At 59.0% G+C, this 14,378-nt stretch carries 11 protein-coding genes; 1 reads left to right on the forward strand and 10 read right to left on the reverse strand.

Going from position 1 to position 14,378, the window contains the following annotated elements:
- Nucleotides 1-146 precede the first annotated feature (146 nt).
- Nucleotides 147-695, reverse strand: coding sequence for an NAD(P)H nitroreductase (locus I6L35_RS01985; protein ID WP_216979398.1), 549 nt, complete (start codon nt 693-695; stop codon nt 147-149).
- A gap of 114 nt (nt 696-809) precedes the next feature.
- Nucleotides 810-2,837: an NADPH-dependent 2,4-dienoyl-CoA reductase gene (locus I6L35_RS01990; protein WP_216979399.1), complete on the reverse strand. Its 2,028-nt coding sequence runs from the start codon at nt 2,835-2,837 to the stop codon at nt 810-812.
- A gap of 318 nt (nt 2,838-3,155) precedes the next feature.
- Here I6L35_RS01990 and sppA point away from each other — a divergent pair, with 318 nt between their 5' ends.
- Nucleotides 3,156-5,000 carry a signal peptide peptidase SppA gene (gene sppA, locus I6L35_RS01995; protein ID WP_216979400.1) on the forward strand — a complete coding sequence of 615 codons (1,845 nt, stop codon included), beginning with the start codon at nt 3,156-3,158 and terminating at the stop codon, nt 4,998-5,000.
- A 93-nt stretch (nt 5,001-5,093) separates the two neighbouring features.
- On the opposite strand, the gene I6L35_RS02000 is transcribed toward sppA, so the two are convergent.
- The 8 genes from I6L35_RS02000 to I6L35_RS02035 all read right to left on the reverse strand — a co-directional run bounded on the left by I6L35_RS02000 (nt 5,094) and on the right by I6L35_RS02035 (nt 14,213).
- Nucleotides 5,094-6,014 (reverse strand): L,D-transpeptidase family protein, encoded by a 921-nt coding sequence (locus tag I6L35_RS02000; RefSeq protein ID WP_216979401.1) that lies wholly within the window; start codon nt 6,012-6,014, stop codon nt 5,094-5,096.
- Between the two features lie 512 nt (nt 6,015-6,526).
- Nucleotides 6,527-7,768 carry a lipopolysaccharide assembly protein LapB gene (locus tag I6L35_RS02005; RefSeq protein ID WP_216979402.1) on the reverse strand — a complete coding sequence of 414 codons (1,242 nt, stop codon included), beginning with the start codon at nt 7,766-7,768 and terminating at the stop codon, nt 6,527-6,529.
- Between the two features lie 11 nt (nt 7,769-7,779).
- Nucleotides 7,780-8,415, reverse strand: coding sequence for an energy transducer TonB (locus tag I6L35_RS02010; RefSeq protein WP_005343441.1), 636 nt, complete (start codon nt 8,413-8,415; stop codon nt 7,780-7,782).
- A 16-nt stretch (nt 8,416-8,431) separates the two neighbouring features.
- Complete coding sequence (locus I6L35_RS02015; RefSeq protein ID WP_216979403.1) at nt 8,432-8,839, reverse strand: biopolymer transporter ExbD; 408 nt, start codon at nt 8,837-8,839, stop codon at nt 8,432-8,434.
- Between the two features lie 67 nt (nt 8,840-8,906).
- Nucleotides 8,907-9,434, reverse strand: coding sequence for a MotA/TolQ/ExbB proton channel family protein (locus I6L35_RS02020; RefSeq protein WP_005338936.1), 528 nt, complete (start codon nt 9,432-9,434; stop codon nt 8,907-8,909).
- 10 nt (nt 9,435-9,444) lie between these two features.
- A complete protein-coding gene (locus I6L35_RS02025; RefSeq protein WP_216979404.1) occupies nt 9,445-10,818 on the reverse strand; it encodes a MotA/TolQ/ExbB proton channel family protein in 1,374 nt (457 codons plus the stop codon).
- Complete coding sequence (locus tag I6L35_RS02030) at nt 10,815-11,579, reverse strand: DUF3450 domain-containing protein (RefSeq protein ID WP_115522840.1); 765 nt, start codon at nt 11,577-11,579, stop codon at nt 10,815-10,817. Before I6L35_RS02030 ends, I6L35_RS02025 begins: the two co-directional genes overlap by 4 nt.
- Before the next feature lie 108 nt (nt 11,580-11,687).
- The gene (locus tag I6L35_RS02035) at nt 11,688-14,213 is read right to left on the reverse strand and encodes a TonB-dependent receptor (RefSeq protein ID WP_058057271.1); all 2,526 of its coding nucleotides are present in this window, start codon (nt 14,211-14,213) and stop codon (nt 11,688-11,690) included.
- Nucleotides 14,214-14,378 lie beyond the last annotated feature (165 nt).

The following is a 14,378-nucleotide window of genomic DNA, read 5'->3' on the forward strand; positions in this document are numbered from 1 at the left end:
CTATTTAAATAATTACCTGCTATGGCGCGCGAAGCCTCTTTGAGCCATTTATTTTCCCCAATCACTCTGGTTACTATTCAGGGTTAAACAGAAAAGCCCCGATTTCTCGAGGCTTTGCTTCTCTCAACCGCAACGTGGCCAAAAAGTCAGAAACGGCGGACAAACTCATCGATGGGCAGCTCGCGCAGTTTACGCGCTTCCAACATGGGGGTACCGAGATAGAGGAAACCCACCAGCTGATCCTCTGCCGCCAGTCCCAATCCTTTGTTGATCTGCTCATCGAAGATAAACCAGCCGGAGCGCCAGATACCGTTGAAGCCCTGCGCCTGCGCCGCCATCTGCATCGCCATCAGGGCACAACCGGCAGAGAGCTCCTGCTCCAGTTTCGGCACCTTGGGGTGATCCTGATAACGGGTTGCCACGGCGACGACCAAGGGTGCCCGCAGCGGCGCTTCGTTGCACTTCTTGATGCTCTCTTCATCTTCGCCACGGGCACGGGCGGCGTCCGCCAACAGCTTGCCCAGCCGCTCGCGCCCCTCTCCTTCAAACAGAATGAACTGCCAAGGGGTCAGGGTGCCGTGATCCGGCGCGCGCAGGCCCGCCTTGAGGATATTGTCGAGCACCTCACCGCTCGGAGCGGGATCGGCGAGACGGCCACAGGAGTGGCGATTGAGCAACAGGGTGAGGGCATCCATGGGCAATTCCTTCTCTGGGGCAATGATGGCGCTACCTTAGCACAGCACCGAATGAAGAAAACCCCTGAGGCTCAGGGGTTTATCGCACTATAAAGGGCAGGATGGCACAGTTGGCTAGATGACCGCAGCCAGTTCGGCGCCCTGTCTGATCGCTCGCTTGGCATCCAGCTCGGCAGCCACGTCGGCTCCGCCTATGATATGCACCGGCTTGCCTGCCGCCTGCAACCCGGCCTGCAGTTCTTTAAGGGGCTCCTGCCCGGCGCAGACGATAACCTGATCCACCGGCAGACACTGCTTGGTCTCGCCCACCTGAATGTGCAAGCCCTCGTCATCGATCCCCAGATATTGCACCCCGGAGAGCATCTGCACCTTGCGGTTCTTGAGCACGGTTCTGTGGATCCAGCCGGTGGTCTTGCCAAGTCCGTCACCCACCTTGCTCTCCTTGCGCTGGAGCAGCCAGATCTGGCGCTCGGGGGCGTCGATTTCAGGAGCCGTGAGGCCACCGCGCTCGCCAAGCTGTTTGTCGATGCCCCACTCCTTGAGCCAGTGATCACGGTGCCCATCGGCATCCATCTCCACTTTCTTCTCTACCAGATACTCAGCTACATCGAAGCCGATGCCGCCGGCACCGATCACCGCCACCTTCTGGCCGACCGGTTTGTGATCCCGCAATACATCGAGATAACTCATCACCTTGGGATGCTCGATCCCCGGAATATTGGGGGTGCGCGGACGAATACCGGTAGCGAGGATCACCTCGTCAAAACCGCCGCCGAGCAGGCTCTCGGCACTCTGGCGCTGGCCCAGATAGAGCTCGACGCCGCACTTCTCCAGCCGTTTGGCGAAATAGCGCAGGGTTTCGTGAAACTCCTCCTTGCCCGGGATCTGCTTGGCGAAGTTGAACTGGCCGCCGATTTCGCTGGCTTGATCGAACAGGCTCACCTGATGACCGCGCTCGGCAGCGTAGCAGGCAAACGCCAGCCCGGCCGGGCCCGCCCCCACCACCGCCAGCTTCTTGGGCTGGGGCACGCGGCCAAACGTCAATTCGGTCTCGAAACAGGCTCGAGGATTGACCAGACAGGAGGCCCGCTTCTGCTTGAACACATGGTCAAGGCAGGCCTGGTTGCAGGCGATGCAGGTGTTGATCTCGTCCGCCCGATTTTCGGCCGCCTTGATGACAAATTCGGGATCAGCCAGGAAAGGGCGCGCCATGGAGACCATATCCGCCTCGCCCCCCGCCAGAATCCGCTCTGCCACCTCCGGGGTGTTAATCCGGTTGGTGGTGATAAGCGGCACCTTGAGATGCTTTTTCAGCTCGGCGGTCACCCAGCTGAAGGCGCCGCGCGGCACGCTGGTGGCGATGGTGGGAATGCGCGCCTCGTGCCAACCGATACCGGTGTTGATCAAGGTCACCCCCACCGCTTCCAGCGCTTTGCCAAGGGCGATCACCTCTTCCAGGGTCGAGCCCTGCTCCACCAGATCCAGCATGGAGAGGCGGAAGATAATGATGAAGTCGGTGCCGACCCGCTCGCGGATGGCGCGGACAATCTCCACCGGGAAGAGCATCCGGTTTTCGCTGCTGCCACCCCAGCCATCGGTGCGTTTGTTGGTGCGCTCGCAGATGAACTGGTTGATGAGATAGCCTTCCGAGCCCATCACCTCGACGCCGTCATAACCGGCCGCCTTGGCAAGCGCAGCTGTAGCCGCGAAGTCGCGAATGGTGCCGCGGATCTGCCGCTCGCTCATGGCGCGTGGCTTGAACGGGGAGATGGGGGCCTTGAGGGCGCTCGGCGCCAGACTGAACGGATGATAGGCATAACGACCGGCATGGAGGATCTGCAGCGCAATCTTGCCCCCCTCCTGATGCACGGCGCTGGTCACCTTCTTGTGCTTGCTCACCTGCCAGGGGAAGCTCAGCTGCGAGCCGTGAGGCACTAGCCGACCGCGCAGGTTGGGGGCAATGCCGCCGGTGACGATAAGGCCAACACCACCACGGGCGCGCTCGGCATAAAAGGCGGCCAGCTTGTCAAAACCGCCCTTCTCCTCTTCGAGGCCGGTATGCATGGAGCCCATCAACACGCGATTGCGCAGCTGGGTAAAACCGAGGTCAAGGGGCTTCAGCAGATGGGGATAGCGACTCATGATGCCTTCCTCTTTAAGGCCAGGGTGCATGGAACAACGCCCAACACCCGGTTGCGCAGCTGGGTAAAACCAAGGTCGAGCGGGGTCAGCAGGGTCGGATAGCGGCTCACAATGCCTCCAGTTAATTTTTTGTTATCAAACTGAGGCTAGAGTAAAGAATCGAAAATTCTTTTTCAAACAAATGTTTGGACAATTTTTCAGCGAACAGCCGTGCCCTGAACGAAGATAGGCGGGATCCGCCAGTCGGAAATGGCAATTTCGCCCGCAACTGGTTAATAATGGCTCTTCTCTACCCATTAACAGGGCGATAACGCGACTATGTCTATTTTCAAAGGTCTGGGTTGGTTGTTCCGCAGCCTGTGGCGCCTGCTCAATTTCACCCGGCTGATGCTGGTCAATCTGCTGTTTCTCATCGTAGTGCTGGTCATCGTCTTCAGCGTCAGCCAGAAAGAGGCGCCCAAGGCGCCCATCGAGGGGGCGCTAACCCTCAATCTCAACGGCGTGCTGGTGGAGCAACGATCCCAGACAGATCCCACCGTACAACTGCTGCGCCAGATGGACAGCAGCGACGAGCAGCCAAGCGAGATCGTTCTCTCCGACCTGCTGTGGGCCATCAAGAGTGCCAAGGATGACGAGCGCATCAAGGCGCTGGTGATCAAGCCGCAAGGGCTGCAGGGAGCCAACTTCACCAAACTGCAGGAGGTGGCGAGTGCCATCGACTCCTTCCGGGAGAGCGGCAAACCGGTGATCGCCATGGCTGACTTCTACACTCAGGGGCAATACCTGCTGGCGGCCCACGCCGATCACGTGCTGCTCAACCAGAGCGGCGCCGTGGTGATCGAGGGGCTTGGGGTCTACCAGACCTACTTCAAGTCGGCGCTGGAGAAGCTCAACATAACCCCGCATGTATTCAAGGTCGGCACCTACAAGTCCTTCGTCGAGCCCTATACCCGCGACGAGATGTCTCCCGAGAGCAAAGAAGCGAACCAGCGCTGGCTGGATCAGCTGTGGCAATCCTATGTGGTTGACGTAGCCGAGCAACGGGAGATCGAACCCGATGCGGTCGCGCCGGGCAAGGAGCGCTTCCTCGAGCTGCTGCGCAAGGCCGGTGGCAATGCTGCCAACTACGCCCTCGACAACGGTCTGGTGGATCAGCTGGCAACCCGCGACGAGATGACCCAGGCGGTCATTAAAGAGGTGGGTGAAGCGGACGACCACGGCTGGAAAGGGGTCGGCCTGAAAGAGTATCTGGCTGCCATTCCGGAACAATATCCCCAGAGCGGCAAGGATGAGGTGGGTCTGGTGGTCGCCAGCGGCGCCATCATGGATGGCGTCCAGCCTGCCGGTACCATAGGCGGTGATAGTCTCTCCGACCTGCTGGCAGATGCCCGCCGCGATGACAAGGTCAAAGCAGTGGTCCTGCGGGTCGACAGCCCGGGCGGCAGCGCCTTCGCCGCCGAGCAGATCCGCGCCGAGCTGCTAGCCCTGAAACAGGCAGGCAAACCGGTAGTGGTCTCCATGGGCAGCTATGCCGCCTCCGGTGGCTACTGGATCTCCGCCGATGCGGACAAGATCTTCGCCTCCCCCACCACCCTCACCGGCTCCATCGGGGTATTCGGCATGTTCGCCACCATCGACAAGGCGTTGGCCCAGTTCGGCGTCCATACCGACGGGGTTGGCACCACAGATTACGTCGGCGTCGGCCCGACCCGCGCCCTGCCGGATCACGTCGGTCAGGCAATCCAGCTGAGCGTGGAAGATACCTACCAGCGCTTCATCGGTCTGGTCAGCAAGGGCCGCGGCCTGAGCCCGGAAGAGGCCGAGAAAGCGGCCGAAGGTCGGGTCTGGACCGGCGAAGATGCCAAGGCCCTGGGGCTGGTGGACGAGTTCGGCAATCTGGATGACGCCATCAAGGCCGCCGCCGAGCTGGCCAACCTCAAAGAGTGGCAGGTGACCCCCATCGAGCAGGAGGAGTCCACCAAGGACAAGTTCCTGCGCCAGCTGTTTGACAGCAGTGCCCAAGTGCTGGCCCCCCAGTTGCAAAGCTGGCTGCCGGCTGGATTTGGCAAGGCCTTGGTGGAAGTGAACCGCAGTCTCGACCCGCTCACCCGCTTCAACGACCCACAAGGCACCTACGCCTTCTGCCCGGTCTGCGTGCAGTAAGCAAGCTGCGAATGCCCCATAAAGAAAACGGCAACCATCTGGTCGCCGTTTTCTTTATTCAGCCAGTGCGCGCGGCACCGCCAACTTGCTCAATCAGGGATTGAGACGGGTCGGCATACCGGTACGCTGTTCCAGCACCTGCTTGACCACGTTGGAGTCAGACTCGGCGTGGGCGATGAAGCGGGTGATGGCCGGTGTCATCGGGAGCGGCACGGAGGCGGTGGAGTTGAACTCCTCCTCGGTGCGCGACAGCGGCTCATGTACTTCCATGTAGCGACCGCCATCCGGCTCGACCGTGGTCTTGACCGGCTGGTTGACGAACTGGACGCGGGTACCGACCGGCACGTTGTCGAACAGATACTTGATGTCGTCGGCACGCAGACGTACGCAGCCGCTGCTCACCCGCAGACCGATGCCGAAGGTGGCGTTGGTTCCGTGGATGGCATAGAGGTTGCCGATGTAGAGGGCGTGCAGGCCCATGGGGTTGTCCGGGCCGGCTGGCCAGACCGCAGGCAGTGTGATTCCCTTCGCGGCGTAGCGACGACGAATGTTTTCGGTCGGGGTCCAGGTCGGGTTGGCGCGCTTGCGCTCTACCTTGGTGATCCAGTTCTCCGGGGTGTTCACCCCCAGCTGACCGATGCCGATGGGCAATACCTGTACCACGTTCTTCCCTTTCGGATAGTAGTAGAGGCGCATCTCGGCAACGTTGATGACGATCCCTTCGCGGGGCGCGTTGGGCAGGATCAACTGGTGAGGGATGATCAGGGTGCTGCCCGCTTTGGGCAGATAGGGATCAACGCCCGGGTTGGCTTCCATGATATTGGTCAAACCCAACTGAAACTCGGAGGCAATCTGCTCCAGCGGACGATTGTCCGCAGGCACCACATATTCCAGATTCTCACCGATCAGACGGCTGTTGGCCGCAGGCAGACGGTACTCGACGGCGGCAGCCTGCTGGCTGATCAGCGCAAGTGTGCATAAAAGGGCCGAAGCGGCAGTGCGAAGGGGGTTCATAAAATTCCTGTGTGGTTTCCTGTACCAAATGGGCCGGAGGCCATCTTATCTTCGGTCTGCCGGTGGCGGGTCAACCTGCACCACGGCGCCAAATAACCGAGCGCGCATTCTTTCCCGAGTCGGCCAAAATTTCAACTTCCATATGTTGCTTTTCTTGTTAAAAGTAGCCGTTTTCGGAGTGACGCTTATCAACAGAGCAAAAGCCACACTGGCAAGTCGCAGCTGAGTGAAAGATGAATGGCACTGCCAGCCTGTCAGCGAGCCACCCGAGCCCCCGTCAACCACTGCGCAGCGCCACCTTGCTTCACGGTTGCAGCCCTAGCCGAAACGTTTGTCACATCCGGGGAGATAGACCAATGTCGAGGGAGGCTCTTTATTGGCATGAAGAGGGATAAAACCGCGCATCGGCCACCAGCCGGTGCCGGTTTCAGCTATAAAAAAACCGCTCCGAAGAGCGGTTAATGGAGCCACCAGGCAACCATAAAAGGGACTACAGGTAGTTGTCATTGGAATTACTGGACGGCGGCCTCCCCTCCACCACTCTGCTCCTTGAGGAAGCTGATCCACGGAGATGCCCGACCGCTGACGTTGCCATTCTGAGCCGCCTGGGTGAAGGCGTTGAGGGCCTCCTTCGGCTTTTGTTGCTCAAAATAGGCGACCCCGGTCAAGAACTTGAGATCCGCACGTTGTTCACCATTGGCATTGGCTGCCGGTTTGGCGGCCAGCGCCACCAGATCCTGATAGCGCTTGCTCTGGATCATCATGCGCGCCATTTTCAGCTGCAATTCGGCGCTCGGGGCCAGCTGGTAGGACTTGGCCAGGGTGTCGATGGCCGGATCCAGCTCCTTGGCCTGATGCCAGTAGTTGGCCAGGGTCTTGTAGTTGCTGGCGCTCTGCTCAATCACCCCGTCCTTCATCCCCTTCTCCATCACCCGGGCGGCGCGATGGGGAATACCGGTGAAGGCGAGGTAGTTGGCGAGGCGCTGCAGCTCGGCGGCCTCGGTCAACATGCCGAGGTTATAGGCAGACTCCAGCGCAGCCAGCGCCTTGGTATCGTTGCCTGCCTGCATATGCATGGCCGACAGCTGGGTCCAGTACTTCTTCTTCTCCGGGAACATGTTGACCAGAGAGGTCAGCACCTCGGTCGCCGGTTTGTACTGTTTCAGCTCGTAGTGAGCGCCCATCTTCAGCAGATACCAGGACTCCGGCGCTTTACCTGCCGACAGCTTGATCGCCTGATCCACCGCCGGGATCGCGTCACGGTACTGCTTGAGCTGCACGTGGGCGTTGGCCAGCGTGATATAGGCATGGGAGTTGGGCTTGTCATCCTTGCCCTGGTTGGCAAACCACTCCTTCATGGTCTTGATCGAGCCTTGATAATTACCCTCCGCCATATAGAGCTGGGCCAGGTTGTAGCGCACCTGCTGGGCCACCGGTGGCGGCAGGCCGCCTGTCGCGATGGCATCGGCAAAGTACTTGGTCGCCTGACCGTATTTCTCCTGCTGGGCGGCTACGAAACCGAGAGTCTGCAATATGACCCCCTTGTCGTAGACCCGCTCGCCCGCGCCGGAGAGCGCATCTTGCAGCTTGGCATTGGCCTCACCGTATTTCTTCTCGGTGATCAGCTCCTGCGCCTTGTTGACCGCCCGATAGGCCCGATCCGACAGGGCCGGCTGCTCGGCGGCCCAACTGGCGGTGCTAAGCAGCACCGCCATGGCGACCGGGGCGAGGATCATCTTGTGTAACTTGTTCATCGCCACCTTCCTTAGTTGACCGCAAACTCGATCTCTTGCTGCATACGGCTCGCCTGCGGCTTGCCATCCACCATGGCCGGTTTGAACGTCCACTTGGCGATGGTTTTGCGCGCCTCTTTGCCGAGGTCATAACTGCGCGGCTCTTCCTTGACGATCCGCACGTTGCTGACGGTACCGCGCTCGGTGACGGTGAACTCCACCAGCACCTTGCCGGAGGCCAGCCCCGCCAGTGCCGCCTTGCGGGGCATCATGGGCTCGAAGGTTGCCAGCGGAATGGCGCCGTTGTTGCCACCGACGCCGCCACCACCGCCGCCGGTGCTGTAGGCACCCAGCGCGTTGCCACCACCGATGTTGACCGGGATGTCGAGCTTGGGCATGTCCATCGGCGCGCTCTCCATCTTCGGCCGATCCGTGCTGGCCACCTCCATCTCGGGAGGCGGCGGCGGACGCTTGGGCGGCGGCGGTTTGGGCAGCTCCCGCTGTTTCTCTTGCAGGGTCTCCTGGGGCTTGAGGCGGATGAAATCGGTCATGGTGACGTCATCCTTCTCCACCAGCTCCCGGTGATCCGGCGTGATGAGCTTGTTCATTCCCAGGAACAGGAAGAACACCACCACGCAGGAGACCGCCAACGATATCAGGTATCTCATAGGGCTCGCTCCGGCATCAGCTGCTCTTGCTTGCCGCGATGGAGATGTTCTGGACACCGGCCATGCGGATCTGATCCATGACCTGGACCACCAGCCCGGAACGGGACTCGGTATCGGCCTGGATCACCACGGCGCTCTCCGGGTTCTCGGCCCGCAGCCGCTCGATGTTGGCGCGCACCGCGCCCACCTCGACGACCCGTTTGTCGACCCAGACCTGACCGTTCTCGCGGACCGCGACCATGATGTTCCCCTTCTTCACCGTCTCGGCCGTGCTGGCACTGGGACGGTTGATCTCGACACCGGACTCCTTGACGAAGGAGGTGGTGACGATGAAGAAGATCAGCATGATGAACACTATGTCCAGCATGGGGGTCAAATCGATAGCCGCCTCGTCAGCACCGCTGTCGCTGTAACGTTTTCTCATAGCAGAAACTCCTTGCTTGTTCTGTGCCCCCGACAGGCCATGCCTCGCCGGGGGTATGCATCCTGCATCAACCGTGTTTCAGGTTGTCTTCCAGCTTTTGCACCGCCAGTTTGGCCTTGTGATCGAGCTGGTTGACAAAAAACAGGCCGGAAAGGGCGGCGATCATGCCCGCCATGGTCGGTACCGTTGCTTTGGAGATCCCCGATGCCATCGCCCGCGGCGAACCGGTGCCGGTGATGGCCAGGGTGTCAAACACCTGCACCATCCCCACCACGGTCCCGAGCAGCCCCATCAACGGGCAGAGAGCGATCAACACCTTGATGACCGGCATCCCCTTGTCCACCGCCATGGCAACCCGTGAGACCAGCTCGCGCCGGATCTGCTTGGCAGACCAGGAGAGGTGATCGGTACGGGCCAGCCAGGTAGCCTTGGTCTGCTTCACCTGCTTGGGGTAGACCGCCATGAAGTAGAACCAGCGCTCCAGCAACAGGGCCCACATCATCAGGGTCAGGAAGAACAGGGCGACCAGTACATCGCCCCCCAATCCCAAAAACCGGCGGACCGACTCGACTTCTTCAATCAACCAGAACCACATGGGTGACTCCTTACGCTGCGGCTTTGGAGGCGTGCAGACGTTCCTGATAACGGGCGACGAAACCGGCGCTCTGCTCTTCCAGCACCTGGATCAGACGACGGCTCTGGGTCTGCACTATGGTGTAGAGGAACAGCATGGGCACCGCGACGACCAGACCCTGCATGGTGGTCACCAGCGCCTCGGAGATACCGCCCGCCATCAGCTTGGGATCGCCGGTACCGAACAATGTGATGGCCTGGAAGGTAGCAATCATCCCCACCACGGTACCGAGCAGGCCCAGCAGCGGCGCGACGGAGGCGATCAGCTTGATGAGGCTGATGCCCTTCTCGAACTTGGGCACGTTGCGCAGGATGATCTCGTCGAGCTTGGACTCCAGATCCTCGATGTTGTCACCGCGATGGTTCTGGTAGGCCCCCAGCATGTCACCAATGGGGTTGCCCTTGATGATCTGATCGGATTTCAGCTGCTTGCGCATGGACGAGCCGATCAGCGACAGGCGGATACCGCAGAAGATGGCCAGCAGGGTACCGATGACCCCCAATGCCAGGATCACATAACCCACGGAACCACCCTGATCGATACGCTCCTTGAGGGTCGGTGACTGCACCAGCAGGGAGAGGATCACGCCGCGAGACGGGTCGATAAAGATGGGCTTGACCCCGCCACCGCCCTGTTCAAACTCGGCGATGGGAGCGAGCACACTCTTCTCCGGTTGCCGGGAGAGCTGCTCGAACTTGCCGGTCTCCGGCACGAAGGTGAGGTACTTGCCTTCGGAGACGGTATTGAACTCGCCGATCTGGGTGACGGTCTTCTCGGCCTGGTTGCCTTCGCCATAGACCACGGTCGCCGGGATCTGGCTCACCTTGCCACCGTCCACCATGCGGCTGAGGGTGGTGGTCCAGAACGCTTCCAGATCATCGCTGGAGGGGAGCTCTTTACTCTCGGCCAGACGGGTTAGCAGGGCGGATTGCTCCGGATGCTCGACCCGACGAGCGGAGGCGTTGAAGATCCCCTTGAACTCCCCGGCAAACTGACGCAGCACACCAAACATTTCGCCCATGTTGCCGGAACGCTGGCGCAGGGTTTCGGTCAGTTCGGTCAGCTGCTTGTCGTTGGCATCAAAGGTCGCCTTGAGCTGCTCGCCCTTGGCTGTTTCGGCAGCCAGCTCGGCCTTGGCCTTGGCCAGCAGCGCCCCCTGCTCGTTCTTGTCAGCCAGGAAGCGGGCTTCCCGCTCCTTGTTGAGTTGGGATTCGCTCAGGCTGGAGGCCTTGACCTGGTTCAGCAGCGCATTGAGATCCACCGGTTTTTCGGCGGCGGTCACCGGCAGGGTGACCAGGGTTGCTCCCGCAATCAGGGAGGCAATAGCAAGTTTGATTCCTTTCATGATGCTTTCTCCGCAGTTTGAACCGGCAGCTTGATCAGCGCGGGAGGCGCCTGCTTCTTGGCGATGCGAAGGCCCTGTTCAACCGCACTGCGATACTCCTGGGGCAACTCTTCCCACTGGCGAGTCTGCTTGTTCCACATCCCGGTTTCATTGCCATCCGGGGATTGATAAAGCAGCGCGATGCGGCCAACGCGCAGGAACTCGTAGGTCTTCTCGCTGCCATCCTTGTCCAGGCTCGCCTTGTAGGCCTCAATGGTGCGGCTGAAGCCCTCCTCGATCTGGTAGGCCTCCAGGATCTTGCGGTATTTCTCGGAGATGGTGACATCGGCCCGGTTCATCAGGTCGGTCAGAGCCGCCACGCGGTCCTCGCGCTCGACCTTCTGGAACGGCAGATCCAGTGACACAAACTGCTCAAGGGAGTCGATCATCTTGAGCATCAAGGGCACCACTTCGGTGCTGGTCTGATCAATCTGGGCGATCTGCTTTTGCATCGACGCCAGCTCGGCGCTCTGGGACTCGACCATCTTGCTCACCTGCTCGTTGTAGGTGCGCAGACTGTCGACCTGACGCAGGGCAGCCTTGTACTGGGCCAGTGCGGATTCGGCAGATTCGGCATAGCTGTCGATTTTCTGCTGGGAAACTTTGGATGCGTTGTCGGTGGCGGCTTGAGCGTCCACGGCCTGACCGGCAGTGGCGGCACTCAGATTGAAGCTGGTCAACAAGGCGGCCGAAACCAGGCTGCCAAGGAGCGCTTTCTTCATTGTAATGGTCCTTGTCTTCATAGGATTACCCTATCTCCGTAACTTCCTTGGACGTTGGGCACAGCCGACCCGACCGGGCCGGCTGAGGTTGTATATCAACAGGGTTGATTAGAACTTCTGGGTGTAGTCGATGTAGTAGATGCGACCGTCGATGCTGTAGAGGTCTTCATCGTAAGTGAAGCCATCGTTGGACAAGGAGGGGCCACGGTTGAACATGTTCTTCACACCGGTCTGGATCTTGCCATTCCAGCTGGTATCGACCGCCACGTTCAGGTTCCAGACGGTGTTGGAAGCGATATGACCCTCTTCCTGACCATCAACATAGTCCTGGCTCTGGGAATCGATATAGTTGGCGCTCAGGTAGGTATCCAGATTCCACAGCTGCGGGAAGTTGGCACCGATCCCGGAGTTGAGGCGCAAGTCGGGTTTACCATTCCAGCCCTTCTTGTCGATCATCGGACCACCGGCAAACAGCCCCTCTTCGTACTGCAGGATGTAAGTACCACCGAAGTCATAACGCAGGGTGAAGGTGTTGAAGTCGTACTTGTAATCGGCTTTAAAATCTACACCACTGGTCTTGAGTTGCCCCAAATTGACCATGCCAGCCTTGATCTCCTTGATGGTACCGTTGGGGAGACGAATTACGTTCGGGTTGCTGCCACTGTTCAGTTCCTGATAAATCTGGGTCTGTGCCGTGGCTAGCTGGATCACATCATCAATCTTGATGTAGTAGTAATCGAGTGACAGATTCAAGTTGTCCAGCGGGTTGTAAGCAGCCCCGATAGTGAAGGTATCAGCTGTCTCCTCCTTCAGATTTTTATTGGACTGACGGGTAACGTCATACTGTTTCTCAGGACAGTTAGCTGTGCCGGTAGCATTGCAGCGTACATAGTCCTTGGCATAGTCAGCAGAGAATGAGTCTGCGGCATAGAGATCATCCAGCCCCGGCGCCCGGAACGACTGGGACCAGGAGGTCCGGAACATCAGGTTGTCTAGCGGCTGGTAACGCAGGCTCGCTTTGGGCGAGAAGGCGCTGCCAAAGTCGCTGTACTTGTCATAACGACCCGCCAGGTTCAGCTCGACCTGCTCGGTGATGGGGATCAGGCTCTCGATGTAGGTGGCAAACACATCGCGCACACCACCACCGGAGTTGCCAGATGAACCTATGACGTTGCCTGCTTCAGACTGACTGTCATAGGTATCGGAGTAAGTCCAGTCGTTATACTCGGAGCCCCAGTACCAACCGATTGGACCGGCAGGCAGTTCGCCCATTTCCCAACCCAAACCGCCATACCACTGGAAAAAGTCCATCTTGGAAGTACGCGAGGTATCGTAGGACAACAGATCATTTACTGACTTATCAAACTCACCATTGGTGAACTTGCCATCTTTGATTGCATTACGGGCAGCACTTTTGAGGATATAACCGCTACCATCGCTGGTATTGTCAGTCTTGGAGTACATGTAACCGGCGTTCCATTCAACATCCCCAACGGCCTCGGTAGGTAGTACACCGTCAAAGCCCAGGTTCATGCTGCCGGTAAAGTCAGTCACATCGTTATCACGGGGACCAATATTGTTAAATCGATAGAAAATTGCAGCCTGACCGCCAGTGATTCCGTTCGCAGCCAACAACGCAGGATCATCACTCACAAACGAGCCCGCAGCAGGGGCAAAGCGGCCAAAACTGGTCACCCGAGAGCCGATAAACTGAGGAACAAAATCCACGCTGTCATTGATGTGATAGCGACCATTCACATAGACAGTATCGCGAGAACGAGAGGCTGTTTTAGCTGCGACCTTGGCGAAATCAAAGTTGCACAAACCATCCTGCTCAACAAAGCCGGTCCCGACATTGGCACAGTTGATACCTGCAAGCTGCTTCAGATCTCCTGTATCTAAATCCATGATGTTACGGCCAGCAACGCTGGGGGACATTGCACCTTGTAAAGCCAGATAGTCACGGTCACGATAGTAGATCACGTCCTTCTCATCGTGCTCGTAAACCATCATCAGGGACCCTTTCTCCCCATTGACGCCCGCAACCACAGAGCCACTCTTCTCATCACCGCCCTCTTCGGTTGGTGAGCCAAGACGCCCTTGGAATGTCAACCCTTCGAAACCCTCCTTGAGGATCACGTTGATAACACCGCCGATGGCATCAGAACCATAGAGTGCGGAGCCGCCGTCCAGGTTAACTTCCACCCGCTCAACAGCAGCCATGGGGATGGTGTTAAGGTTGATGGAAGTGCCCCCCATGGAGGGGGATCCAGCAACACGTTTGCCATTGAGAAGCACCAGGGTACGTTCTGAGCCCAAGCCACGCAGCCCTACTGTGGCTTGTGACTGGGCAGAACTACCGGAGGATGGGGAGAAACCACCAAAGGAGTTGTAGGAGGCCTGTTTCAGATAATCCGCCACAGTCTGCTGACCAGACTGTTCAATTTGAGCCTTGCTGACAGAGACAACCGGAGTCGCCCCCTCAACATCAACACGGGAGATACGGGAGCCAGTGACTTTGATTTTCTGCAGTTTTTCGACGTTCTGCCCTTCTTCGGCAGATACGGATGGGGCCGCCGCAAGGCTCGCCAAGGCGAACGCAATCGCAGCAGAGATTCTGCTCTTCCTAAGCATCGCTTATATCCTTCCTGGTTGTTTATTGTTTGCTTCCTGATACCGCCCTCTTTGGAGCGATGCGTAAGGCTTATCAATCTTTGACTAGCGGCGTCAATGGAGCCGGGGGGGTGGCGAGGTCAGGCGTAGAATAAGCGAAGTGTATTAATTTTGACCGGCATAATT

The sequence above is a fragment of the Aeromonas sp. FDAARGOS 1405 genome, from assembly GCF_019048265.1.
Classification (GTDB): Bacteria; Pseudomonadota; Gammaproteobacteria; order Enterobacterales; family Aeromonadaceae; genus Aeromonas; species Aeromonas veronii_A.